Raw genomic sequence first — 21,715 nt, 5'->3', positions numbered from 1 at the left:
GTAGCAACATATTTGTTGTGTTTTTATTGGCGCACAGCCCATCCTACCCCCTGTATGGCGTAAGATATTGGCTCGATGCAACCGGAGAGCGAATTGACTATGCCCATGGCGCCTATCGTGCGCAGCCTGCTGGAAACCGACCTGTACAAGTTCACCATGTGGCAGGCGCTGCTGCACAGCCATCCCAACTCGCACACCGAATACGAGTTCGTCTGCCGCAACAGCCCGGTGTTCCCGCTGGCCGAACTGAAGGACGCCGTCGAACGCGAGCTCGACCACCTGTGCAGCATGGCCTTCGCCGAGGACGAGCTGGACTACCTGCGCTCGCTGCGCTACATCAAGAGCGACTTCGTCGACTTCCTCACCGTGTTCCGCTTCCAGCGCAAGTTCATCCGCGTCAGCGCCGAGGGCGACACGCTGCGCATCCACGCCGCCGGGCCGCAGGTGCACGTGATGGCCTTCGAGATCTTCGTGCTCTACATCGTCAACGAGCTGTACTTCCGCCGCTTCGACGGCGCCGCCGCGCTGGCCGAGGGCCGCGCCCGGCTCGACGACAAGATCGCCGCGCTGCGCGCCTTCGGCCAACAGCCGGCGCTGCGCCACCCCTTCGAGTTCTCCGACTTCGGCGTGCGCCGCCGCTTCTCCGCCGCCTGGCACGAGGAGGTGGTGTTCCGCCTGGCGCAGGAGGTGCCGCAGTACTTCAAGGGCACCTCCAACGTCTACCTGGCCAAGCGCTTCGGCCTGGTCCCCATCGGCACCATGGCGCACGAGTACATGCAGTCCTTCCAGGCCTTCGGCGTGCGCCTGCGCGACTTCCAGAAGGCGGCGCTGGAGGCCTGGGTGCAGGAGTACCGTGGCGACCTGGGCGTGGCGCTGACCGACGTGGTCGGCATGGACGCCTTCCTCGACGACTTCGACCTGTACTTCGCCAAGCTGTTCGACGGCCTGCGCCACGACTCCGGCGACCCCGTCGTCTGGGGCGAGAAGGCGCTGGCCCACTACGCCGCGCTGCGCATCGACGGCAACACCAAACGCCTGGTGTTCTCCGACGGCCTCGACCTGGAGCGCGCCTTCGCGCTGTACCGCCACTTCGCCGGCCGCATCATGACCGGTTTCGGCATCGGCACCAACCTGACCAACGACGTCGGCCTGACCCCGCTCAACATCGTCATGAAGCTGGTGGCCTGCAACGGCCAGTCGGTGGCCAAGCTGTCCGACTCGCCCGGCAAGACGCTGTGCAAGGACGAGACCTTCCTCGCCTACCTGCGCCAGGTGTTCAAGCATCCGGCGTAGCGAGGCGGCCGGCGCGGCCGGCGTGGGCGATTGTGGACGCGGCGCGCCGGAATTCTCGCCCGGTGTGCCTCCCAAGCAATAAAATCGCTTACCATGGGAATAATAAATTCCATGGTGGAAACTACCGGCGACGGTGGCTGACGCGGACAGGCGGGGACGCAGCGCATGAAATATTTGTATTTTACTAATTCCGCTGTACTGTTGATGTTGGGTGCCGTATTGCTGTTGGTGTGGTGGCGCCACCGCACCCAGGCCTTCGCCCGCGACCTGGCCTGCTCGACCATGGCGGCCGGCCTGAGCTCGGCCAGCTACTACTTCTACCGCCACGCGCCGCCGCCCTACGACCAACTGGCCTTCGCCGTCGGCCTGTGCGCCACCATCCTCAACCTGCTGTTCATGAGCTCGGGCGTGATGCGCCTGGCCGGGCGCCGGCTGCATCCGGCGGCGGCGCTGGCCATGCTGGCCGCCATGGCGCTGGTGCTGATCCTGCCGTCCTACGCCAACAAGCTGGCCTACTGGCCGATGGTGGTGCTGGGCGTGACCTGCGGCCTGGGCGCGCTGGCAGCCTGGTGGATGCGCCGCGCCAGCGCGCTCGAACGCGGCGTCGGCCCGATGCTGATGGTGCTGGGCCTGAACCAGCTGCCGCTGGTCTACGCCGGCGAGGAGGAGCTGGCGGCCAACCTGTTCCTCTCGACGGCGCTGCGCACCGCGCTGGTCTGCGTGCTGCTGTTCGCCGCGCTGGCCCGTTCGGCGCGCGAGGCGCGCAAGCTGTCGGCCCGCTTCGCCCTGCTGACCGAACACTCGCAGCAGGGCGTGGTGGTCACCGACGGCCAGCGCATCCTGCACGCCAACCCGGCGGCGCTGGCGATCTACGGCCTGGCGCCGGCGCTGGGCGCGCCCGAACGCCTGGCGCAGCTGCCCGAGTCGAGCTTCAGCGCCGCGGCGCTGGCCGGCGTGCACCGCCAACTGCAGGACGGCACGCTGGCGCTGGCCAACTGGGAAGGCCGGCGCAAGGTGGCCGACGGCCATTGGCGCGACCTGCGCTTCTCCGCCTGGCGCATCGATTGGGAGGGCGAGTCGGCCACCCAGCTGCTGATCACCGACGACACCGAGCGCATCGCCAGCGCGCGCGAGCTGCAGCACCAGGCCAGCCACGACGAGCTGACCGGCCTGCCCAACCGCAGCGTGTTGATGGAGCGGCTGGCGCAGTGCTGCCTGGCCGACCGCTCGGGCGCGCCGCATACGCTGGTGGTGCTCAACATCGACCGCTTCAAGCTGTTCAACCAGAGCCAGGGCCACCTGGCCGGCGACCGCGTGCTGCTGGCCTTCGCCGCCAAGTTGCGGGCGGCGCTGGGCGCGGGCGCCGAGTTGATGCGCCTGGGCGGCGACGAGTTCGCCATCCTCGAACCGGGCGCCGCCGGCGCGCGCGAGATGGCGCAGCGGCTGCGCGCCGTCTGCGCCCAGCCGCTGGCGGTGGCCGACGGCGAGTTCTTCATCGACGCCTCGATGGGCATGGCGGTGTATCCGCTCAACGCCGCCGAGCCGGACGCGCTGCTGCGCGCCGCCAACGCGGCGATGTACCAGGCCAAGCGCACGCCGGGCACCGCGCTGGCGCTGGCCGAGCAGCGCTTCGAGCTGATGTCGAGCCAGGCGCTGGAGCAGGAGCAGGCGCTGCGCAAGGGCATCCGCAACCAGGAGATCCATCTGCACTTCCAGCCCAAGGTCGACGCCACCACCGGCCGGCTGCTGGCCTTCGAGGCGCTGGCGCGCTGGCACCGGCCCGGCATCGGCGACATCAGCCCGGTCGAGTTCATCGCCATCGCCGAGCACACCGGCCTGATCGCCGAGCTGGGCGCCATGCTGCTGCGCGAGGCCTGCCGCCAGATCGCCTTGTGGCGCGCCGCCTTCGGCGAGTGCGTGCCGGTGGCGGTCAACGTGTCGCCGGTGCAGCTGCTCGACCCCGGCTTCCTGCAACTGGTCGAGCAGGCGTTGGCGCAGCACGGCGTGCCGGCGCGCTACCTGACGCTGGAGATCACCGAGAGCGCGGCGGTCGACAACCTCGACGACACGCGCCAGCAGCTGCAGCAGCTGCGCGAGCTGGGCGTGCAGGTGGCGATGGACGATTTCGGCACCGGCTTCTCCTCGCTGAGCATGCTGCGCAACCTGCCGCTGCACACCTTGAAGATCGACCGCGCGCTGATCGACCCGCTGCCGGCGGCCGACGCGGTGGCGGTGGTGCGGGCGATCTGCCAATTGGCCGACGCGCTGCAACTACGGGTGGTGGCGGAGGGGATAGAGACGTCGGCGCACGCGCTGGCGGCGCGCCTGGCCGGCTGCCACGAGCTGCAGGGCTTTCACTTCGCCCGGCCGATGCCGCCGCAGGAGGCGACGCAGTGGCTGCGCCTCGGCCTGGAGGGCGCGCCGACGCCGGAACTGGCCGGCGTGGCCGGCCAGGATTGAACCATCAGGCTTGAACCATCAAGCTTGAACCATCAAGCTTGAACAGTCCAGCTTGAACAATCAGGCGCCGAAGCCGGCCACCACGGTCTCGAAGTGCTCCACCTTGGGCGGCTGGGCGAAGCAGGCGCCGACCAGGCCACGCCAGAGCTGGAAGTCGGCGCTTTCGCGGAAGTCGACCATGTGGTTTTCCAGCGTCTGCCAGCCGACCACCAGATGGTAGGTGTCGACCTGCTCGATGCAGCGGGTCAGGCGCATCGAGACGCAGCCCTTGGCGCGCTGGAACAGCGGCGTGGCTTCGGCGACGCCGGCCTGGAAGGCGGCGTGGGCTTCGGGTTTGATGTACAACTCGGCGATTTCATAGATCATGGCGGCTCCTGTGTTTGGGTGCCACTATTCTGCCTGAAGCGCGGCGTTCGCGTGCGCGCCGGCGCCGGCCGCCGGCGATAAAGCCTTGCGCCTGTTGTGTCTAGGCCTCGCGCGGCGGCGTGCGCAGGATGAACAACAGCGCCTGCTGCGCCAGTTCCTTGACGTCGGCGCCGCTGCCCGGCTTGAACCACTGCACCGTCCAGTTCAGCGCGCCGAAGATCAGCAGGCGGTCGAAGCGCGAGGGCATGGCCCAGTCGCCGGAGCGGTGCAGGGCGCCGATCACCTCGTCCCACACCGCCTCGTAGCGGTCCTTCAGCGCGACGATGCGGTCGCGCGAGGGCTGGTCGAGCGAGCGCCATTCGTACAGCAGCACGGCGATGAAGTCGTGGTCGGGCGCCAGCAGGGTGTGCAGGTGGACCTCGACCAGCCGCTCCAGCGCCGCGCGCGGCGCCAGGCCCTGCTCGCCGATGGCCTCGATCTGCGCCAGCGAGCGCGCCATGCCCTGTTCCATGATCGCCACCAGAATGTCCTGCTTGGTCTTGAAGTGGTAGAACCAGCTGCCGGCCTGGATGCCGCTGGCGGCGGCGATGTCGCGCACGGTGGTGTTGTCGTAGCCTTTTTCGCGGAACAGGCGGGCCGATTTTTCGATCAGCTCGGCGCGCAGGCCGCCACCCTCGCCCTTGGCGGGACGTCCGCGTTTTTTCAGCACGGAGGGGGGAGAGGCGAGGGTCTGCATGGTGGTCTATATCAAAAGGCACTAATTCCCTATTCTAATGCAAGCCGGCTTTCAACCCGGTTTCAACCCGGTTTCAAGCGGGTTTTTAGCGTGATTTGGCGCGATTTGGCCAGTTTTTTGTCGACCACGGCACGGCCCCGCCGAGCTCGTTTCTAGGTCCGGCGGCAGGGGATGGTGAGCACCAGGCGGGCGCCGCGCGGTGTCGCGCCGTCCGCGCCGTCCATCCCGTCCTCGGCGTCCTCGACGGCGATGGCGCCGCCGTGCAGTTGCAGGGCGCGCTGGGCGATCGCCAGGCCCAGGCCGTAGCCGCCGGCGGCGTGGTCGGCCTCGCGGCCCAGGCGGTAGAAGGGCTCGAAGACGCGGCCGCGCATGTCGGCCGGGATGCCGGGGCCGTCGTCGCGCACCACCACCGTCCAGTGGCCGGCGTCGCGCCGCGCCGCCGTCAGCACGACGCGGCCGGCGGCGTACTTGGCGGCGTTGCCCAGCACGTTGTTGACGGCGCGCGCCAGCAGGCGCTGGTCGCCGTCGGCGAGGCCGTCGGCGGCGCCGATGTGCGCCTCCAGCGTCTTGCCGCGCAGGCCGGCGGCGCAGCCGTCGGCGCAGGCGCGCAGCATCGCCGCCAGGTCGAAGGGGGCGCCCCGCGGCGCCTCGGCGTGGTCCAGCTTGTTCAAACTGAGCAGTTCGTTGACGAGCGCCTTGAGCTCGTCGACGTCGCCCTCCAGCGCCAGCAGGCGCGGCTCGAGCGCCGGATCGGCGGCCGCCGCGCGCAGCAGCTCGAGGCCGAACTCCAGCCGCGCGATCGGCGTGCGCAGCTCGTGCGAGACGGCGTGCAGCAGGTTCTTGCGCGTCTCCAGCAGCGTGGCGATGCGCTCGGCCATGTCGCCGATGCGCCCGGCCAGCGGCGCGATGCTGGAGGTTTGCCGGCGCGCCGGCCGCGCCGCCAGGTCGCCCCGGCCGAAGTCGTCGGCCACGCGCGACAGCGCCTGCAGGCCGCGCCAGTGCGAGCGCGACCACCAGCCGATCGGCACCAGCAGGAACAGCGCCACGATGGCGAAGCGGATCGCCTCCATGCCGAGCGCCTCGCCGATGTCGATCGGCAGGCGCTGCACGTGGATCACCTCGGCGTCGCTGTCGATGTAGCGCGCGCCGGTCAGGTCGACGCGGCGGTAGAAGGCCTTGCCGGCCACGTCGAGCACGATGGCGCCGCGCAGCAGCTCGGCGCGGCGCCGCTCGGGCAGGGCGCCCAGCGCGGCCGGCAGCGCCAGCAGCTCCATGTCGGCGCCGGACACCTCGCGCACCTTGTTCAGGCGCGCCAGCCACTCGTCGTTGGCGGCCCGGTCGATGTACTGCTCGAGCAGGAAGATCTGGCCGGCCGCCTGGCGCGTGGCGATCTGTTCGAGCGGGTCGCCGAACAGGCGGCTGAAGGTGAAGTAGATGACGAAGGTGGCCAGCGTGATGGCCAGCATCACCAGCACGACGAAGCGCTGAAAGATGCGGTTCAAGGGCTATTCCCAGGCGGCCGGGCTGAACAGGTAGCCCTCGCCCCAGACGGTCTTGATGCGCTCGGCGCCGCCGTCGTCGAACTTGCGGCGCAGGCGCGAGATGCAGTTGTCGATGCTGCGGTCGAGGCCGTCGAACTCGATGCCGCGCATCTTCACCAGGATGTCGTTGCGCGACAGGACGCGGCCGGCCGCCTCGGCCAGGATCAGGAACAGCTTGAACTCGGCGCCGTTCATGGCCACCTCGGCGCCGCGCCAGAACACGGCGCGGTCGGCGCGGGCGATGCGCAGCGCGCCCACCGTCAGGTCGGCGTTGGCCGGCGCGGCCGCCGCGCCGCGTTCGCCCCGGCGCAGCAGGGCGCGCAGGCGGGCCAGCAGCACGCGCGGCTGGATCGGCTTGTTGATGTAGTCGTCGGCGCCCTGTTCGAGGCCGGAGACCTCGTCGAACATGTCCTCGCGCGCGGTCAGGATCAAAATCGGCACCTCGCTGCGCTGGCGCAGCTGGCGGCACACCACCATGCCGTCCATGCCGGGCAGGGTCAGGTCGAGCACCACCAGTCCGGGCAGCGTGGCGTCGAAGCGGGCCAGCGCCAGGTCGCCGCGCGGCACCACGTCGACCTTGAACTCGTAGGCGTCCAGGTACTCCTTGACCAGCGCGGCCAGGCGCGCGTCGTCCTCCACCAGCATCACAGCGATCATCCAGCCTCCATTGTTGGGCAGCCGTATTGTATAAGAGGCACTGCGCGGCGGGGGCATTCCGACAATCGCATACACGGCCGTACATTTTCTATACAAATGGCGCGTACAAATTGACGACAATTGCACGACACCGCGAGGAGGACTTCGGCGCCGGCCGTCTCTACCATTGGTCGCTCCTACCACCACTCGGAATCAATCCCATGAAGCCTATCCTGAATACCCTGCTGTTCGCCGCCGCCACCGTCGCCACCGCCGCCACCGCCCCGCTGGCGCTGGCCGACGACTTCTATGTCGGCGTCAACATCGCCAGCAAGAGCGACGGCTACATCAACCAAACCGGCAAGGACGGCAAGACGACGCGCGCCGATGTCAAGGGCGGCGGCATCCCCGTCAAGGTCTACGGCGGCTACAATCTGTCGCCGGTGTGGGCGCTGGAGGGCGGTTACCAGCGTTTCGGCACCAACCATTTCGACCTGCCGCTGGGCGGCCAGCTCGGCGCCGAGGCGCACGCCTTCTATGCCGCCGCCAAGGGCACGCTGGCGTTGAACGAGCAGTGGTCGCTGTTCGGCAAACTGGGCGTGGCCCGCACCAGCTCGAAGATCACCTTGTCCGGTTTGGGCGCCGCCTCGGACAGCCGCAGCGCCAACCGCAACAGCCTGTATGCCAGCGTGGGCGGCGCCTATGCGATCACCCAACAGCTGTCGGTGCAGTTGGAGTGGGATCGCTTCGGCAAGGTGGACAACGAGGGCATGGTCTCCAACCTGAACAACCTGTCGCTGGGCCTGCGCTACAGTTTTTAGGCCGGCGCCGCCGGTTTAACCTTAGAATGCGGTGGGCTTGGCCCGCCGTGTTCCCCTATTATGAAAAGTCGCCGATGATCAAGCTGTCCCCGCTGTTACTGCTGCTGGCCTGCGCGCCGGCCCTGGCCGACGAAGCCCGCGTCGCCATGCTGCCCGACGGCAGCACCGACATGTACGTCGGCATGGCCGTCGGCGCCCGCCTGGGCAGCGCCGACCTGAATGGACATGGCCGCGGCAGCGTCATGCCGCTGCTGCAGGTGGAGTGGGCCAACGGTATCTTCATCGCCAACCTGAGCACGCTGGGCCTGCATCTGTCGACCACGCCGGGGCTCGAGTACGGCCCGTATTTGGAAACGCGCGACAACCGCCATCCGAACGACCGGCGCGGCCTGGCCGGCACCGAGACCATCGAAGGCAACCCCAACCTGGGCGCTTTCGTCAACTACTACCTGGGCGCGGAGGCGCGTCTGACCAGCTCGCTGTACTACGACAGCAACGCGCAGGGCATCGGCCTGCACGTCGGCCTGCAGAAGAGCCTGCCGAACATCCTGCCGCACCACACCTTGACCTTTTCACTGGGCCTGTCGGCCGCCGACGGCCGCGTCATGCGCCAGCGCTACGGCGTGACGGCGGACGCCGAGCGCTACCCCGGCCTGCGCGGCTACCGCGCCACGGCCGGCCTGAGCAGCGTCGACGGCGGCGTCAACTGGAATTGGAAGCTCAGCCCCAGCTGGATGATCAACACCGCCGTCAACGCCAGCCGCTTCGGCGCCACGGTGGCCGACAGCCCGACCGTCAGCCGCAGCAGCGTCGTCAGCGTGTCGACCGGCCTGGCCTACCGCTTCTAGCCGCCGCGCGCCGCCATGCCCCGACCGCTCCGACCGCTCCGCCTACTGCTGCTGTGCGCCTTGCTGGCGCTGGCGCCGGGGCGCGCGCTGGCGCAGGCGGCCGAGGCCGGCGAGTCGGACTGGGTCGAGTACCGCGACGCCTACCGGCAGATGATCTGGTTCGAGAAGTACAGCAAGCCCAAGCAATTTTTGCTGAGCCACTACCGGGTCCGTCCGCGCGACAAGGGCGCCTCGCTCGACGGCCTGCGGCTCACGCTCAACAGCAGGGCCGGCAGCCTGAACCTGGCGCTGGACGCGCTGGGCCGCGCCGTCTTCCCGTTCTCCAAGGCCGCCTACGACGACAACGCCGCGCTGACCTTGAACCGCAAGGCCGGCCAGTTCCACTTTGCCGCGTGGGTTTCCATCGCCACCCGCGCCGACGGCGTCTACGAGGCGGCCGATTTGCGCCTGGCCTGCGAGCAGCTGCTGGCCTATCTGCGCTACGTCGGCGATGGCGGCGTCGGCGGCAAGAGCTGCGTCGGCGTGCAGTTCTCCTACGCCCGCCACGACGGCGAGGCCGAGGTGCGCCTGCGCCGCGCCGACCACGGCCAGAGCGCGCTGCCGGCGCGCGAAGGCCCCGCCTTCCCGGGCGACGTGGTGAACAACCTGCGCCTCTTCGTCTACCGCTTCGCCGCCGCGCCGGAGGCCGGCCAGCTGGTCACCCGCAACACGCCGCTGGCCATCGCCGCGCTGCTCGAGTAGGGGGGGGCGACGGCGCGCCGATTGACAATCCGCGGCAAAGGGAAGAGCATTCCGTCATGGAAGCGCGCCTCGCCAAAATCGAATCCGTGCAGGAACAGACCGTCAGGGCATTGGACCTGTTGCAGCGGCGTTTGGACGATGGTCTCCGGGAACTGCATGCGGAAATCCGCGAGGCGCGTAGGGATGCCAGGGCGGACACCGATAAGCTGGGTCTGGCGCTGAGAGCGGGCAGCGACAAGCTGGGCTTCGAGCTGAGAGCGGACAGCGACAAGCTGGGCTTCGCGCTGAGAGCGGAAATCGACAAGGTGCGCAGCGAGGCCCGCAAGGACAACGAGAAGATGCGGGACGAACTCGCCTCGGCGCTGAAATGGCTGGTCGGCCTGCACCTCGCCACGCTGCTGGCGGTGTTGGGCGGCCTGGCCAGGCTGGGCCATCTGCTCTGAGATTGGCTGCTTATGCATTTTATGCATATAGAAATGACTTTATATTATTTTGACGCATAGTTGCTTTCTTCTATGCTGGGGCGGCGAATTTGGCAACACCACCCCAAGGAGATGCAATGAAGCTGGAAACCATCGCCGTCCACGGCGGCTACACCCCCGACCCGACCACCCGCGCCGTCGCCGTGCCGATCTACCAAACGGTCGCCTACGCCTTCGACGACACCCAGCACGGCGCCGACCTGTTCGACCTCAAGGTGCCCGGCAACATCTACACGCGCATCATGAACCCGACCCAGGACGTGCTCGAGCAGCGCGTCGCCGCGCTCGAGGGCGGCATCGGCGCGCTGGCGCTGGCCTCGGGCCAGGCCGCCGTCACCTACGCCATCCAGACCATCGCCGAGGCGGGCGACAACATCGTCTCCGCCTCCACCCTGTACGGCGGCACCTACAACCTGTTCGCCCACACCCTGCCGCAGTTCGGCATCAGCACCCGCTTCGCCGACGCCGCCCGGCCCGAGACCTTCGCCGCGTTGATCGACGAGCGCACCAAGGCCATCTTCGTCGAGTCGATCGGCAACCCGCTGGGCAACATCACCGACATCGCCGCCATCGCCGCCATCGCCCACCAGCACGGCCTGCCGCTGATCGTCGACAACACGGTCGCCACGCCCTACCTGCTGCGCCCCTTCGAGCACGGCGCCGACATCGTGGTGCACTCGCTGACCAAGTACCTCGGCGGCCACGGCAACTCGCTGGGCGGCGCCATCGTCGACTCCGGCAAGTTCCCCTGGGCCGAGCACAAGGCCCGCTTCAAGCGCCTCAACGAGCCCGACGTGTCCTACCACGGCGTGGTCTACACCGAGGCGCTGGGCGCGGCGGCCTACATCGGCCGCGCCCGCGTGGTGCCGCTGCGCAACACCGGCGCCGCCATCTCGCCGTTCAACGCCTTCCTTATCCTGCAGGGCATCGAGACGCTGGCGCTGCGCATGGACCGCATCACCGAGAACGCGCGCAAGGTCGCCGAGTTCTTGCAGGCCCACGCCAAGGTCAAGTGGGTCAACTACGCCGGCCTGGAAAGCCATCCCGACCACGCGCTGGCCGTCAAGTACCTGGGCGGCCGGCCGTCCGGCGTGCTGACCTTCGGCGTGCAGGGCGGCGTCGAGGGCGGCGCCCGCTTCCAGGACGCGCTGCGCCTGTTCACCCGCCTGGTCAACATCGGCGACGCCAAGTCGCTCGCCTGCCATCCGGCCTCGACCACGCACCGCCAGCTCAACGCGGCCGAGCTGGCCAAGGCCGGCGTCAGCGTCGACACGGTGCGCCTGTCGATCGGCATCGAGCACAGCGACGACCTGCTGGCCGACCTGGCGCAGGCGCTGGACGCCGTCTAGCCGGCCGCCTGGTACAGCGCGCCGCGGTCGCGCCCGGCCTTCTTGGCGGCGTACATCGCGCTGTCGGCGTGCTTGCTCAGCGCGGCCTGGTCGGCGCCGTGCTCGGGGTAGACGGCGATGCCGATGCTGGCCGAGATGTCGATGTGGTGGCCGTCGATCTGGTAGCCGGGCCGCAGCGCGGCGCACAGCTTGTCGCCCATGGCCAGCGCGGCGTGGGCGCTGCCGACGTGGCGCAGCAGCACGATGAACTCGTCGCCGCCGATGCGCGCCACCGAGTCGGAGTGGCGCACGCCGCGCAGCAGGCGCTGCGCCACCTCCTTGAGCAGCAGGTCGCCGACGCCGTGGCCGAACTGGTCGTTGACCGGCTTGAAACCGTCCAGGTCGATGAACAGCAGGGCCAGGTGCTGCTGGTCGCGGCGCGCCCCGGCCAGCGCCTGTTCGAGCCGGTCGGCGAACAGGGCGCGGTTGGCCAGGCCGGTCAGGCTGTCGTGCTGGGCCATGTGGCGCAGCGCCTGCTCGGCCTGCTTGCTGGCGGCCAGCGCGCGCGCCAGCCGGCGGTTGACGCGGTGGATGTAGAGGGCGATGGCGCCGGTCAGGCCGAGCAGCGCGGCGGCCGCGACCAGCCAGCTCAGGTCGGCCTTGGCGTCGGGCTGGTAGAGGAAGCCGCGCAACGAAAAGCCGCGCGGCAGCAGGCCCAGGTCGGCGTAGGTGTCGGCGATGTGCAGCCAGCGCACCGGATTCATGTAGCCGACCTCGATCAGGTCGGTGCGCATCAGCGGCTTCATCGCCGCCGCCTCGTACAGGTAGAACTCGCGGCTGTGGGCCCCGGATAGTGCTTGAGCATCATCTCGACCACCTCCTGCGGGTGGGCCACGGCGTACTCCCAGCCGCGCAGGCTGGCTTGGCGGAAGGCCTGCACGCGGGCCGGATGGGCGGCGATCTCGGCCTCGGTGGTGAACAGGTTGTCGCCGTAGAAGTCGATGCCGTCGGCCAGCGGGCTGAGCAGGCGGTAGGCGAAGCCGGCCCGTTCCAGCAGATACGGTTCGGTGGTGGAGTAGGCGGTCATCGCGTCGACCTTGCCGTCGATCAGGTCCTGCGTCTTCTGGCTGTGCGGCAGTTGCACCAGTTGCTCGCCGCCTATGCCCTGCTGGCGCAGATAGGCCAGCAGCTCCTCCGACTGCGGCTCGACCATCACGCGCTTGCCGACCAGGTCGCGCGGTCCGCTGTGCATGGCCGACTGGGCCACCAGCAGCACCGACGGCGAGTGCTGGAAGATCACCGCCAGCGCCACCACCGGCTTGCCGGCCTTGCGCGCCAGCAGCAGGCTGCTGTTGCCGACGCCGAACTGGGCGCGGCCGTCGAGCACCCTTTGCAGCGTGTCGACGCCGCCGCCGCCGGCCTCGATGCGCACGTCGAGGCCGGCCTCGCGGTAGTAGCCCAGTTGCTGCGCGGCGTAGTAGCCGGCGAACTGGAAGGCGTGGCTCCACTTCAACTGCAGGGTGACGGCGTCGAGGGCGTGCGCCGGCGCGGCCAGCGCGGCCAGCGTCAAACAGCAGGCGATCAATAATCGATACAGCAACAGTCCACCCCTCAATGCGCCGACGCGACGGGCGGCCCGGTCGCGGCGGGCCGCCGCGTGCTGAAATTATACGGTTGGGCCGGCGCGCCGTTGCCGCCGTGGCGGCGGTTACGGCGCGCAAAGGCGCGAAACTGTTGCGTATCTGTCGCGTATTTGTTGCATTGGCGCGCATCCCTTGCGCGAAATGGCAAGCTTGCGCGCGCCGCCGGCGCGCCTCAGGGGGCGACCTCGCCGCCGCCCTTGACGCCGGACCGCTTGACGCGCAGTGGCATCTCGTTCGGCCTGTCGTAGACCAGGCGGTTTCGCGCGCTGCCGCCAAATCCGCCGTGGTGGAAGTGATTTCCTCACGCAAAAAATAACCATGGGATACGCCGATAGGGCGGCGCGGCGCCGCCTATTGCGTCACTTCAGCAACGCCGCCGCGTCGACGATGTCGACGCCCTGCAGTTGGCCGAGCCAGGCGTCGAACCACGGCTTGTGGGTGGCGCCGACGATCGACAGGACGCGCGCGCCGGGGCGTTCGCGGTAGGTTTCGCGGATGTTGGCGACCATCCGCAGGTTGCGGATCTCCCAGCCGGCCACCCACATCTGCGGGTAGCCTTGCGCCGACTTGGCGCGCATGGCCGGACCGACGTTGGCCTCGGCGCGCAGCCGCAGGGCTTCCGGCTGGTTGACATAGCGGTACAGCGGCAGCAGGTCGCTGGCCTGCGCCAGCGCCGCCTCGCGTTTCTCCTGCTCTTGGATCGCCGCGCCGCCCGCCGCCCAGGCCGCCTCTATCGAGCGGACGAAGGCCTTGCTGTCGGCCACGTCGATGTTGTCGCCGGTGTGGTTGTCGGCGGCGTGGACGCGCTGCAGGCCCAGCCGCGCGGCCAGGCGCGCGGCCAACTGGTAGGTCTCGTTGTTGCGTTTCGCGATCTTGCCGAGCAGCTCCACCAGCGCCGGGTTCAAGCTGTCGCTGGCGCGGCGCTCGGCCTCGGGCAGCTGCAGCCACTGCACATAGGCCGAGGCGCGGTCGCTCGCCGCCAGGAACAGGGCGGCGAGGCGGCGCCGCTGCGCCGGCGTGGCCTGCGCCGGCCAGGCCTTGAGCGTCTTGTCGACCTCGGCGATGGCGGCGGGCAGGTCCAGGCCGGTGGCCGCCTTCGCCGCGTCGGTCGGGGCGCAGTAGTCGGGGCCGTACCTTGCGGGGTGGCGCGCGGCGAGGTCGCACTCCTCGCCGGATTCGGTCTCGATGGTGATGATGTCGGGCTTGAACGCGGCCAGCCGCTTGAGCACGCCGTCCAGCGATGCCGGATCGAAACCGGCCGGCATGCCGCTCAGGTGGACGGTGCCCAGCACCAGTATCTGCGCCCGTGGCCCAACCATGTCGCGGTCTAAGCCCTTCAGGTCGCCCTGCGCCTGCGCCGCGACCGGCACTGTGGCGATTGCTGCCCAGATCCACTTTGTCCAATTGCCCATGTTGTGTTCTCCCTTGTGTTGTAGGGGCCAGTGTAAGAATGTGCGAAAGAAGCTCAAGCTTGTTTTGGACAGAATGCACTTTCGTGGGGCCAGGATGTCAAAAATGCGCTATTGTTAAAAAATTATGTAAAAAATTTAAATAATTCGATATGGAGCCCTCTTTGACCACCGCAGAACTCAAATCCCAAGGCGTTTTCTATTTCGACGTGATTTCCCCTTGGGCATGCTTGATGGACCACGCCTTGCGCCACGACCCCCTGCCTATCGCTCTTGAGCGCCGTCCGGTCCTGTTTGCGGGGCTGCTCAACGCCTTTGGCAGCAAGGGGCCGGCGGAAATCGAGAGCAAGCGCCGGCTTACCTACGAACTATGCACGTGGACCGCGCAGCAGCAGGGCATGCCGTTCGTCATGCCTGCGGTGCATCCATTCAATCCCTTGCGCTACCTGCGCTTGATTCTTGCCCTGGGTGACAAGCCGGAAGTGGTGTCGGCCGTGTTCGAGCAGATCTACACCACCGGCTGCGATCCCGAGGACGCGCCGGCTTGGCAGTCCGTGCTGGAGCGCTTGGGCCTGACCGAGGCCGAGGCGGCCCGGCGCATGGACGATCCCGCAGTGAAACTGCGTCTGCGGGAAAATACCAGCCAGGCGGTAGCGGCAGGCGTTTTCGGTGTGCCGACGATCTGCGTGGATGGAAAATTATTTTGGGGGCTGGACTCGCTGCCCATGCTCAGGGCCTACTTGCGGGGAGATCCGGGGCTGGACTCGCCGGCGATGCGGGCCGTTGGCAAGGTCCGGTTTGGCGCGACTAGATAGAGCCCGTCCGGGGTTGTCTATCGGAATGTACACGTTACGTGAACATGTGTAAAACATGAACAAATATGCGCGAGGGAAGTTTGGACTATGCTAGTAACTAACCTCGGTTCTGGCTTCCTGTACGCCATTCATTATGTCTGCGAGGATATTGGAATCGAGCAGGACTGTTACCATTCGGCGCGCATCTCATCTTGGTACGCCGGTCCGTCTTTGGGAATGTCTGTGCGGTCCCTCCATATGCCGAAGATGAGGTCGATCGCTTGCAGACGCTTTTGACGTTGCCCCTCCACCGGGTTTGCCGTCTCAGCCTCTTTTGGCATGCAAGCGTTGGCAATCGCGGCCTGAATGATTTCTATGCGAGGCCGAAGCACGGGTTCCCCAGGCACTGCGGACCGGAGAATCCCCTCCTGCCTCACTAGCTTTGCTTGCTTGTCTCTCAGGTGTTTCTTAGGATGTTTTGCTGGTGCGGCCATGGCGGCCTCACTTTCCGTATGAAACTGCAGTCTACACACTATCATTCCCGTGCAGGCTTGTGTATTTGTAGGTGAAGATTTGAGCTGGCTATCGAGATTGCAAGCGTAACGTTGTGTTCTCGGCGGCATCGTTCCTGTTCGTGCCCGAAATCGTCGCCCACTCCGACTTTGTTAGTCGGACGAATGATGTTTTGCGACATAGTCGCGCAAGGCTTGATCCATTCGCGTCTGCCAGCCTGGGCCGGTGGCGCGGAAAAAGGTCAGCACTTCGGGGCTGAACCGCACCGCGACCTGTTCCTTGGTTTCTCGCTTGTTCGGTCCGCGCGTGCGTCGTGCCGCAACTGCTGCTCGCAGTTCATCAATTGAATGGGTGACAAACGTGTTGATCCAATCTTCTGGTTGGGTAGCCGGCGCATCATCGATTGAAACGTGCCCATGCTTCGCGCTCATGTTTTACCGCCTTTCGTGCCGAAATAATATGGGGCCATTCGCCCTTGCCGGGTGTCCAGACCACGAACAGCATTTGTCCAGTCTGCCAGCCGATGCTCTGAAAACGTAGTTCACCGTAGTTTTCACGCAGGTCTTCTCGGCTTAATAAATTTCCGTCAAAGAATGTAAGCAAATCGGCAATGTCGATCCCATGCTTGCTGAGGTTGGCTTGCCGCTTGCTTTCGTCGAAGGTAATCATCGACAAATTGTAGGAGCATTGTAAGTGTGTCCTGGCTAAATTGTAGATGCAATTTGATTGGAGTCAAGTGCAGTTCGACGATTGCGTAGGTGAGAGAATGGCTGGGGCGCGAATGACGCTGTTGGCGATTTTTGTAACGGCGGGGGAGCCGCTGGCCTGCATGTAGTCTTTAGTCAGTTGAATCGGAGAGGGTTGCGCTTGCAAGCGCAACCCGCTTCGCGGGCGGGCCGCATGCGGCCCGAATTCCCCGCTACGCCCCGCGTCCGTGCCGTCCGCGGATTCGATTCCCGCCGCTCGAACACCCCGAATAAAAACAAAGCCCCGCCGGGCTTACGCCCGGCGGGGCTTTGTTTTTATTCGGTGGTGGAGACGGCGGGAATCGAACCCGCGTCCGCAAGCACTCTACAGACAGTTCTACATACTTAGCACTATCATTTAATTTAACCTGTACAGCACGGATGTGCACGTTCTGGACAAGCGATTCACCTTAGATTTAGCGCGGATTGAAGTGACCCCTCACAGCGCGAGTCCCTGTAAATGACTCCACAGCTTTTAACGGCCCACCCCAGGGACGAGGTGTTGTGGAGCTAACAGCAATTAAGCTGCCAGTGCGTACGAGTTATCGTTTGCAGTTAAGTTTTTTCTGGTTGTATTTACGAGGTGGCCAGCCCTCGGTATGCCCTGCGCTGCTTTGCAACCCACGTCGAAACCAGGTCGTCCCCACAGAACCTCCATTGTAGCGCATTCCCAGTCCGCTTGCACCGCTTATCCTGCACCCCGCCGCAGGCCGCGCCGGCTGTGCATTTTGCTCCGGAAAATTGCACGGCCCCGTTTGTCTAGGGCAAACTTTGGTGTAATCTTTTGCTTATCCGCCGTTACCCGCATGCAATGAGTCCTGTCCGGCCGCAAGCCATTGCGGACTCTTGCCGAAACCCGTCCGGCGTGCCGCCGTCCCCCATCCCTGGATAGTTGCGAGCGTGGAAATGTTGAAACTCCTTCGATGCGCGCCGCGCCTGTCCGCGCTGCTCTGCCTGCTGGCGCTGGCCGCCTGCGGCCGCCCGGAGCCGGCCGCCGCGCCGCCGCGCGCGCCGCCGACCACCACCATCACCGCGCTGGTCTGGGCGCCCGACTGGCCGCAGGAGATGCAGCAGGTGGCGGCCGCCTTCAGCCGCGCCCATCCGGACATCAAGGTCGAGTTGCAGTTTATGATCGGCAACTCGGTGGAGGAGAACCTGAAGCCCAAGGTGGCGGCCAACCAGCTGCCCGACCTGGTCTCGGTCAACCCCAACAGCTACGCCGCCGGCTTGGCCGACCAGGGCCTGCTGGCCGAGCTGGGCGGCAGCGCCGCCTGGGACAATATGCTCGACGTGCTCAAGCCGGACTGGACCTCGCCGGAAAAGAAGCGCTTCGGCGTCGCCGGCGGCGTCGCCGGCGGCGTCGCCGCGACGCTAATCTACTACAACAAGGACTTGTTCCGCCAGGCCGGGGTGGAGCGCCTGCCGACCGATTTCGACCAGTTCCTGGCGCTGTGCGAGCGCCTCAAGCGGGCCGGCATCACGCCGCTGGTGTTCGACGCCGGCTTCCCCAACATGCTGGGCAACGGCCCGTTCAGCTTCGGCTTCGCCAACAACGTGGCGGCCGGCCGGCCGGGCTGGCGCGCGGCGCTGGCGGCCGGCAAGCTCGACCTGGACACCGAGGCGGCGGCCGACATCTTCGGCAAGATCAAGCAGCTGGCCGAGCGCGGCTATGTGCAGAAGGACTTCCTCAACACCGGCTACGACGAGGGCATCCAGCTGTTCGCCGGCGGCAAGGTGGCGATGGCCTTCCACGGCACTTGGGCGGCCGGCCGCCTGATGGCCAGCAAACACTTCGCCAGCGGCGTGTTCGTGCCGCCGTGGAACGCGGCCGGCCGCGCCGTGGTGCCGGTGGTGGGCAGCGAGACCGGTTTCGCCGTCTGCGAGACGCGCAACAAGCGGGCCGCCCTGATGTTGCTCGACTTCATCGTCGGCCAGGGCTTTGCCCTGCAGCAAAACAAGCGGCAGAACGTGCCGCCGATGAAGCGGGTGCCCGGCCCGGTGCGCAACGACGCGCAGATCACCGCCTACGTCGCCGCCGTCGGCGCGGCGGCGCAGACCAGCGGCCCCTATTATTCCTTCCTGCCGGCGCCGGCCATCGAGCTGCTCCACACGCTGTTGCACGATGTGTTGGCCGGCCAGACCTCGCCGCGCCAGGCGGCGGCCGCGCTGGACGCCTCGGTGCGCGCGGCGGCGGCCCAGGACAACCGCTGAGCCCGACCCGGCCGGCATCTTTTTCGGAGCGCCCAGCATGCCCCTGTTGTTGGAACACCGCCTGACCGCCCTGTTGCGCGCGCTGTCGATCCGCCACCGGCTGATCGCCTCCTTCGTGCTGTTGTCGCTGCTGCCGCTGCTGGTGTCGGGCTACATCTCGTATGCCGAGTCGAGCGGCGAGATCGAGCGGCGCACCCGCCTGTTCGCCGGCGAGGTGGTCAAGCAGGTGGCCAAGAACGTGCAGCTGCAGATGCTCGAGGTGGAGACGGCCAGCGAGGCGCTGGTGCTGTCGGACGGCGTGCAGGCGGCGCTGGCCCGCTACGCCGTCGACGACGCCGCCGAGAAGGGCCGCGCCCGCGCCGAGCTGACCAAGATCCTGCTCGACAGCTACGGCTCCTTCGAGGACGTCAGCCAGAAGTACTTCCTCGACAAGGACAACCGCGTCCTCGACCCGCAGGTGCTGGGCCAGCTGGGCGGCGCGCTGGAGCAGTTCGCCGCCGCCGCGCCGCCGCGCCGCGGCCGGCCGCACTGGGGCGCGCTCGAGCTGTGGGGCGGCCAGAAGAGCATCGTCATGCTGCGCCAGGTCTACTTCAAGAGCAACAACCGGCTGGCCGGCAGCCTGTTCCTCGGTGTGCGCCCGCTGCACTTCGCCGGCATCTTCGACAACGTCCAGCTGGGCGAGGGCAGCGACATCTTCATCCTCGACGGCCGCGACGGCAGCGCCGTGGTGCAGGCGCGCGAGCGGCCCAACGGCGCGCCGCCGGCGGCCGGCCTGCTGGCCGAGCTGGGCGCCAGCCTGCGCCGCGGCCAGCCCGGCGGCTTCGTCGCCTACGAGGACGTGGCCGCCGACGGCCGTGGCCGCGCCAGCTACCGCGCCGCCTACGCGCAGATCCCGCGCACCAGCTGGTACGTGGTCAGCACGCTGCCCAACGACAGCCTGCTGGCGCAGGCGCAGTCGGTGCGCGACAAGATCCTGATCATCGGCCTGGTCTGCTTTGTCGGCGCGCTGGCGCTGGCCTACCTGATCGCCCGCTCGATCTCGGCGCCGCTGGAGAAGCTGGCCGCCATCATGCGCGCCACCGAGGGCGGCAACTACGGCCTGCGCATGGACTACACCGGGCGCGACGAGCTGGCCCAGCTGGCGCGCAAGTTCAACGAGATGGCCGGCAACATCGGCCAGGCCCACGAGCAGCTCGAGAGCCGGGTGGCGGCGCGCACCCGCGAGCTGGAACTGGCCAACGAGAAGCTGGCCACGCTGAGCATGACCGACGCGCTGACCGGCATCGCCAACCGGCGCCGCTTCGACGCCGTGCTCGAGGCCGAGCTGCACCGCGCCGGCCGCTGCGGCCAGCCGCTGGCGCTGCTGATGATCGACGTCGACCACTTCAAGAGCTACAACGACTTCTACGGCCACCAGGACGGCGACGCCTGCCTGCTGCGCGTGGCCCGCCTGCTGCACGGCCACGCCCGCCGCGCCGGCGACCTGGCGGCGCGCTACGGCGGCGAGGAGTTCGTCATGCTGGCCGCCGACACCGACCTGGAGACGGCCGCCGCGCTGGCCGAGGGCATCCGCCTGGCGCTGGAGCAGGCCGGCCTGCCGCACGCCGAGTCGCCGATCGGCCGCGTCAGCGTCAGCATCGGCGTGGCGGTGCTGCTGCCGGACGAGCGGCACAGCGGCGAGATGTTCATCCGCATGGCGGACAAGGCGATGTACCGCGCCAAGCAGCAGGGCCGCAACCAGGTGCAGCTGGCCGGCGGCCGCCGCATCGCGGCGGCCTAGCGGGGGGCGGCAGGTTGGGGAAACCCGGCGGCGCACATATAGGGTCAGACCCTCAGGGTCTGACCCTGGCTCTGCGCCGTTGGGTGGGTGGGGGCCGGAACGCCTAGCGCTTGGCGGCCGGCGCGATCTTGTCCGGCACGCGGGTGACCTCGATCTCGCCGCCGACGATGCGGCAGTCGAGCACGTGGCTGCGCGACATGGCGGCGTGCTCGGACATCAGGTCGTGGTAGTTGTCGGCGCCCTCCAGGCGCAGGTCGATGCGGAACTGCTCCAGATGGTTGGCGGCGGCGATCTCGCGCACCCGCTCGCGCCGTGTCTGCACCTCCTGCTCGAGGCGGCCGCGCATCTGCTCGCCCTCGAAGTAGCGGATCAGGGCGCACTCGACCAGGTCCATGCGGTCCTTCTGCAACGCGTCGGCGGCCACCGCGTTCTGGTTGGCCGCCAGCTCGGCCGGGTCGCCCTGCGCCGACACCACCTCAACGATCATGCGCTGCACCAGCAGCAGCGTGTCGTTGTCCTCGCTGTACTTCTGGTGCACCCGCTGCACCGCCGACAGGCGGGCCTTGGCCAGGCGGCCGGCCGGGTCGCGCGTCTGGCCGACGTAGCGCACCATGCTCGGCGCGGCGAACTGGTTGGAATAGTCCTGCAGGATGTCGTGGATCGAGCGCGCCTCGATCAGGCCGCCCCAGTTGAAGGTGACGAAACGCTCGCTGAGCGTCACCGTCGGCTTCTTCAGGGTCGCCGCCATCGGCACGGTCAGCTCGATGGTGACGCTGTCGCGTTTTTTCTCGACGCCGACCAACAGCGGCAGCGTCAGCTTGAGCGAGAAGAAGCCCCACTGCACGCTGCGGCCGGGGTCGAGGCGGATCACCGGACGGTTGACCACGCAATAGATCATCCGCTTCTCCACCGCCGCCTCGAGGTCGAACTGCATGCGGCGCAGGTAGCGCCCGACCGGGTCGCGGATGTCCGGCACGGCCGGGAAGCCGGCGATCAGGTCGTACCAATGGAACTTGGCGTCGGCCACGGTGACGTTCCAGGTCTGCGGCGCGCTGGTGCGCACCGGCATGTCCGGCATCAGCTCGCTGTAGGGCTCGGGGATGTCCGCGATTAGGTCGGGATAATCGCTTGTCATGGTCAATGCTCCAGGGTTTGGGGTTGGCATTTGTTATTACTTGTCTCAGTATAGTACGGACTTGCCGATATTTCCACTCGGCAATTACTTGCCCTTGTAGTGGCTTATCTGACGCCGCGATGCTAGCGAGCCGCGCGGGGTGGTGGCGCGGCAAGCAGGCGAATCTTGGCGTTATTCTAACTGTGTTGGCGGGCTTGGCAAGAGAAAAATACTTTTAGCCAACACGACTTGT

General features: G+C 67.5%; 20 protein-coding genes and 1 other RNA gene. 10 read left to right on the top strand and 11 right to left on the bottom strand.

The genetic code is table 11. From position 1 onward, the window contains the following. Positions 1-105 precede the first annotated feature (105 nt). Together pncB and QC826_RS21995 are read left to right on the top strand one after the other, a co-directional pair. Positions 106-1,293, top strand: a complete 1,188-nt coding sequence (gene pncB / locus QC826_RS22000) for a nicotinate phosphoribosyltransferase (protein ID WP_279766564.1) — start codon at positions 106-108, stop codon at positions 1,291-1,293. 165 nt (positions 1,294-1,458) lie between these two features. Next, positions 1,459-3,753 carry a putative bifunctional diguanylate cyclase/phosphodiesterase gene (locus QC826_RS21995; protein ID WP_279762445.1) on the top strand — a complete coding sequence of 765 codons (2,295 nt, stop codon included), beginning with the start codon at positions 1,459-1,461 and terminating at the stop codon, positions 3,751-3,753. Positions 3,754-3,813: 60 nt separating this feature from the next. Here the strand turns inward: QC826_RS21995 and QC826_RS21990 are convergent, their stop codons facing one another. The 4 genes from QC826_RS21990 to QC826_RS21975 form a co-directional block, all read right to left on the bottom strand. Next, positions 3,814-4,119 (bottom strand): antibiotic biosynthesis monooxygenase family protein, encoded by a 306-nt coding sequence (locus QC826_RS21990; RefSeq protein ID WP_099415829.1) that lies wholly within the window; start codon positions 4,117-4,119, stop codon positions 3,814-3,816. Between the two features lie 100 nt (positions 4,120-4,219). After that, entirely contained in the window at positions 4,220-4,855 is a 636-nt protein-coding gene (locus QC826_RS21985) for a TetR/AcrR family transcriptional regulator (protein WP_279762443.1), read from the bottom strand. Positions 4,856-5,007: 152 nt separating this feature from the next. Further along, positions 5,008-6,357, bottom strand: a complete 1,350-nt coding sequence (locus QC826_RS21980) for an ATP-binding protein (RefSeq protein ID WP_279762441.1) — start codon at positions 6,355-6,357, stop codon at positions 5,008-5,010. Positions 6,358-6,360: 3 nt separating this feature from the next. Beyond that, a complete protein-coding gene (locus QC826_RS21975) occupies positions 6,361-7,053 on the bottom strand; it encodes a response regulator (protein ID WP_174900460.1) in 693 nt (230 codons plus the stop codon). 200 nt (positions 7,054-7,253) lie between these two features. Here QC826_RS21975 and QC826_RS21970 point away from each other — a divergent pair, with 200 nt between their 5' ends. The 5 genes from QC826_RS21970 (at position 7,254) to QC826_RS21950 (ending at position 11,273) form a co-directional block, all read left to right on the top strand. Next, entirely contained in the window at positions 7,254-7,853 is a 600-nt protein-coding gene (locus QC826_RS21970) for an outer membrane protein (RefSeq protein ID WP_279762440.1), read from the top strand. Positions 7,854-7,927: 74 nt separating this feature from the next. Then, positions 7,928-8,701 carry a MipA/OmpV family protein gene (locus tag QC826_RS21965; protein ID WP_279762439.1) on the top strand — a complete coding sequence of 258 codons (774 nt, stop codon included), beginning with the start codon at positions 7,928-7,930 and terminating at the stop codon, positions 8,699-8,701. Positions 8,702-8,716: 15 nt separating this feature from the next. Then, complete coding sequence (locus tag QC826_RS21960; protein ID WP_279762438.1) at positions 8,717-9,442, top strand: hypothetical protein; 726 nt, start codon at positions 8,717-8,719, stop codon at positions 9,440-9,442. A 56-nt stretch (positions 9,443-9,498) separates the two neighbouring features. After that, positions 9,499-9,885: a hypothetical protein gene (locus QC826_RS21955; protein ID WP_279762436.1), complete on the top strand. Its 387-nt coding sequence runs from the start codon at positions 9,499-9,501 to the stop codon at positions 9,883-9,885. A gap of 116 nt (positions 9,886-10,001) precedes the next feature. Further along, complete coding sequence (locus QC826_RS21950; protein ID WP_279762435.1) at positions 10,002-11,273, top strand: O-acetylhomoserine aminocarboxypropyltransferase/cysteine synthase family protein; 1,272 nt, start codon at positions 10,002-10,004, stop codon at positions 11,271-11,273. Here QC826_RS21950 and QC826_RS21945 read toward each other — a convergent pair. From QC826_RS21945 to QC826_RS21935, 3 genes are all read right to left on the bottom strand, one after another. Then, positions 11,270-12,058 (bottom strand): GGDEF domain-containing protein, encoded by a 789-nt coding sequence (locus QC826_RS21945; RefSeq protein WP_279762434.1) that lies wholly within the window; start codon positions 12,056-12,058, stop codon positions 11,270-11,272. The two genes, QC826_RS21950 and QC826_RS21945, sit on opposite strands and share 4 nt — an antisense overlap. Further along, on the bottom strand, positions 12,055-12,852 hold the full coding sequence (locus tag QC826_RS21940) for an ABC transporter substrate-binding protein (RefSeq protein WP_279762433.1): 798 nt from the start codon (positions 12,850-12,852) through the stop codon (positions 12,055-12,057). The genes QC826_RS21945 and QC826_RS21940 overlap by 4 nt, the downstream gene beginning before the upstream one ends. Positions 12,853-13,254: 402 nt before the next feature. Beyond that, positions 13,255-14,307 carry a DUF5694 domain-containing protein gene (locus QC826_RS21935; protein WP_279762432.1) on the bottom strand — a complete coding sequence of 351 codons (1,053 nt, stop codon included), beginning with the start codon at positions 14,305-14,307 and terminating at the stop codon, positions 13,255-13,257. 161 nt (positions 14,308-14,468) lie between these two features. Here QC826_RS21935 and QC826_RS21930 point away from each other — a divergent pair, with 161 nt between their 5' ends. Further along, positions 14,469-15,119, top strand: a complete 651-nt coding sequence (locus QC826_RS21930) for a 2-hydroxychromene-2-carboxylate isomerase (RefSeq protein ID WP_279762431.1) — start codon at positions 14,469-14,471, stop codon at positions 15,117-15,119. Positions 15,120-15,763: 644 nt separating this feature from the next. On the opposite strand, the gene QC826_RS21925 is transcribed toward QC826_RS21930, so the two are convergent. The 3 genes from QC826_RS21925 to ssrA all read right to left on the bottom strand — a co-directional run bounded on the left by QC826_RS21925 (position 15,764) and on the right by ssrA (position 17,002). After that, positions 15,764-16,042: a BrnA antitoxin family protein gene (locus QC826_RS21925; RefSeq protein WP_279762430.1), complete on the bottom strand. Its 279-nt coding sequence runs from the start codon at positions 16,040-16,042 to the stop codon at positions 15,764-15,766. Continuing rightward, a complete protein-coding gene (locus QC826_RS21920; RefSeq protein ID WP_099415812.1) occupies positions 16,008-16,280 on the bottom strand; it encodes a BrnT family toxin in 273 nt (90 codons plus the stop codon). The genes QC826_RS21925 and QC826_RS21920 overlap by 35 nt, the downstream gene beginning before the upstream one ends. A gap of 361 nt (positions 16,281-16,641) precedes the next feature. Continuing rightward, positions 16,642-17,002: a transfer-messenger RNA gene (gene ssrA, locus QC826_RS21915) on the bottom strand. A 261-nt stretch (positions 17,003-17,263) separates the two neighbouring features. Between ssrA and QC826_RS21910 the strand changes: the two genes are divergently transcribed. Both QC826_RS21910 and QC826_RS21905 read left to right on the top strand, forming a co-directional pair. Beyond that, entirely contained in the window at positions 17,264-18,568 is a 1,305-nt protein-coding gene (locus tag QC826_RS21910) for an ABC transporter substrate-binding protein (protein ID WP_279762428.1), read from the top strand. Between the two features lie 37 nt (positions 18,569-18,605). Then, entirely contained in the window at positions 18,606-20,348 is a 1,743-nt protein-coding gene (locus QC826_RS21905) for a diguanylate cyclase (protein WP_279762426.1), read from the top strand. A 103-nt stretch (positions 20,349-20,451) separates the two neighbouring features. On the opposite strand, the gene QC826_RS21900 is transcribed toward QC826_RS21905, so the two are convergent. Then, entirely contained in the window at positions 20,452-21,483 is a 1,032-nt protein-coding gene (locus QC826_RS21900) for a hypothetical protein (protein WP_279762425.1), read from the bottom strand. Positions 21,484-21,715 lie beyond the last annotated feature (232 nt).

Source organism: Rugamonas sp. DEMB1 (assembly GCF_029834475.1).
Taxonomy (GTDB): domain Bacteria; phylum Pseudomonadota; class Gammaproteobacteria; order Burkholderiales; family Burkholderiaceae_D; genus Rugamonas; species Rugamonas rubra.
This window is presented reverse-complemented; position numbering and strand designations above follow the sequence as displayed.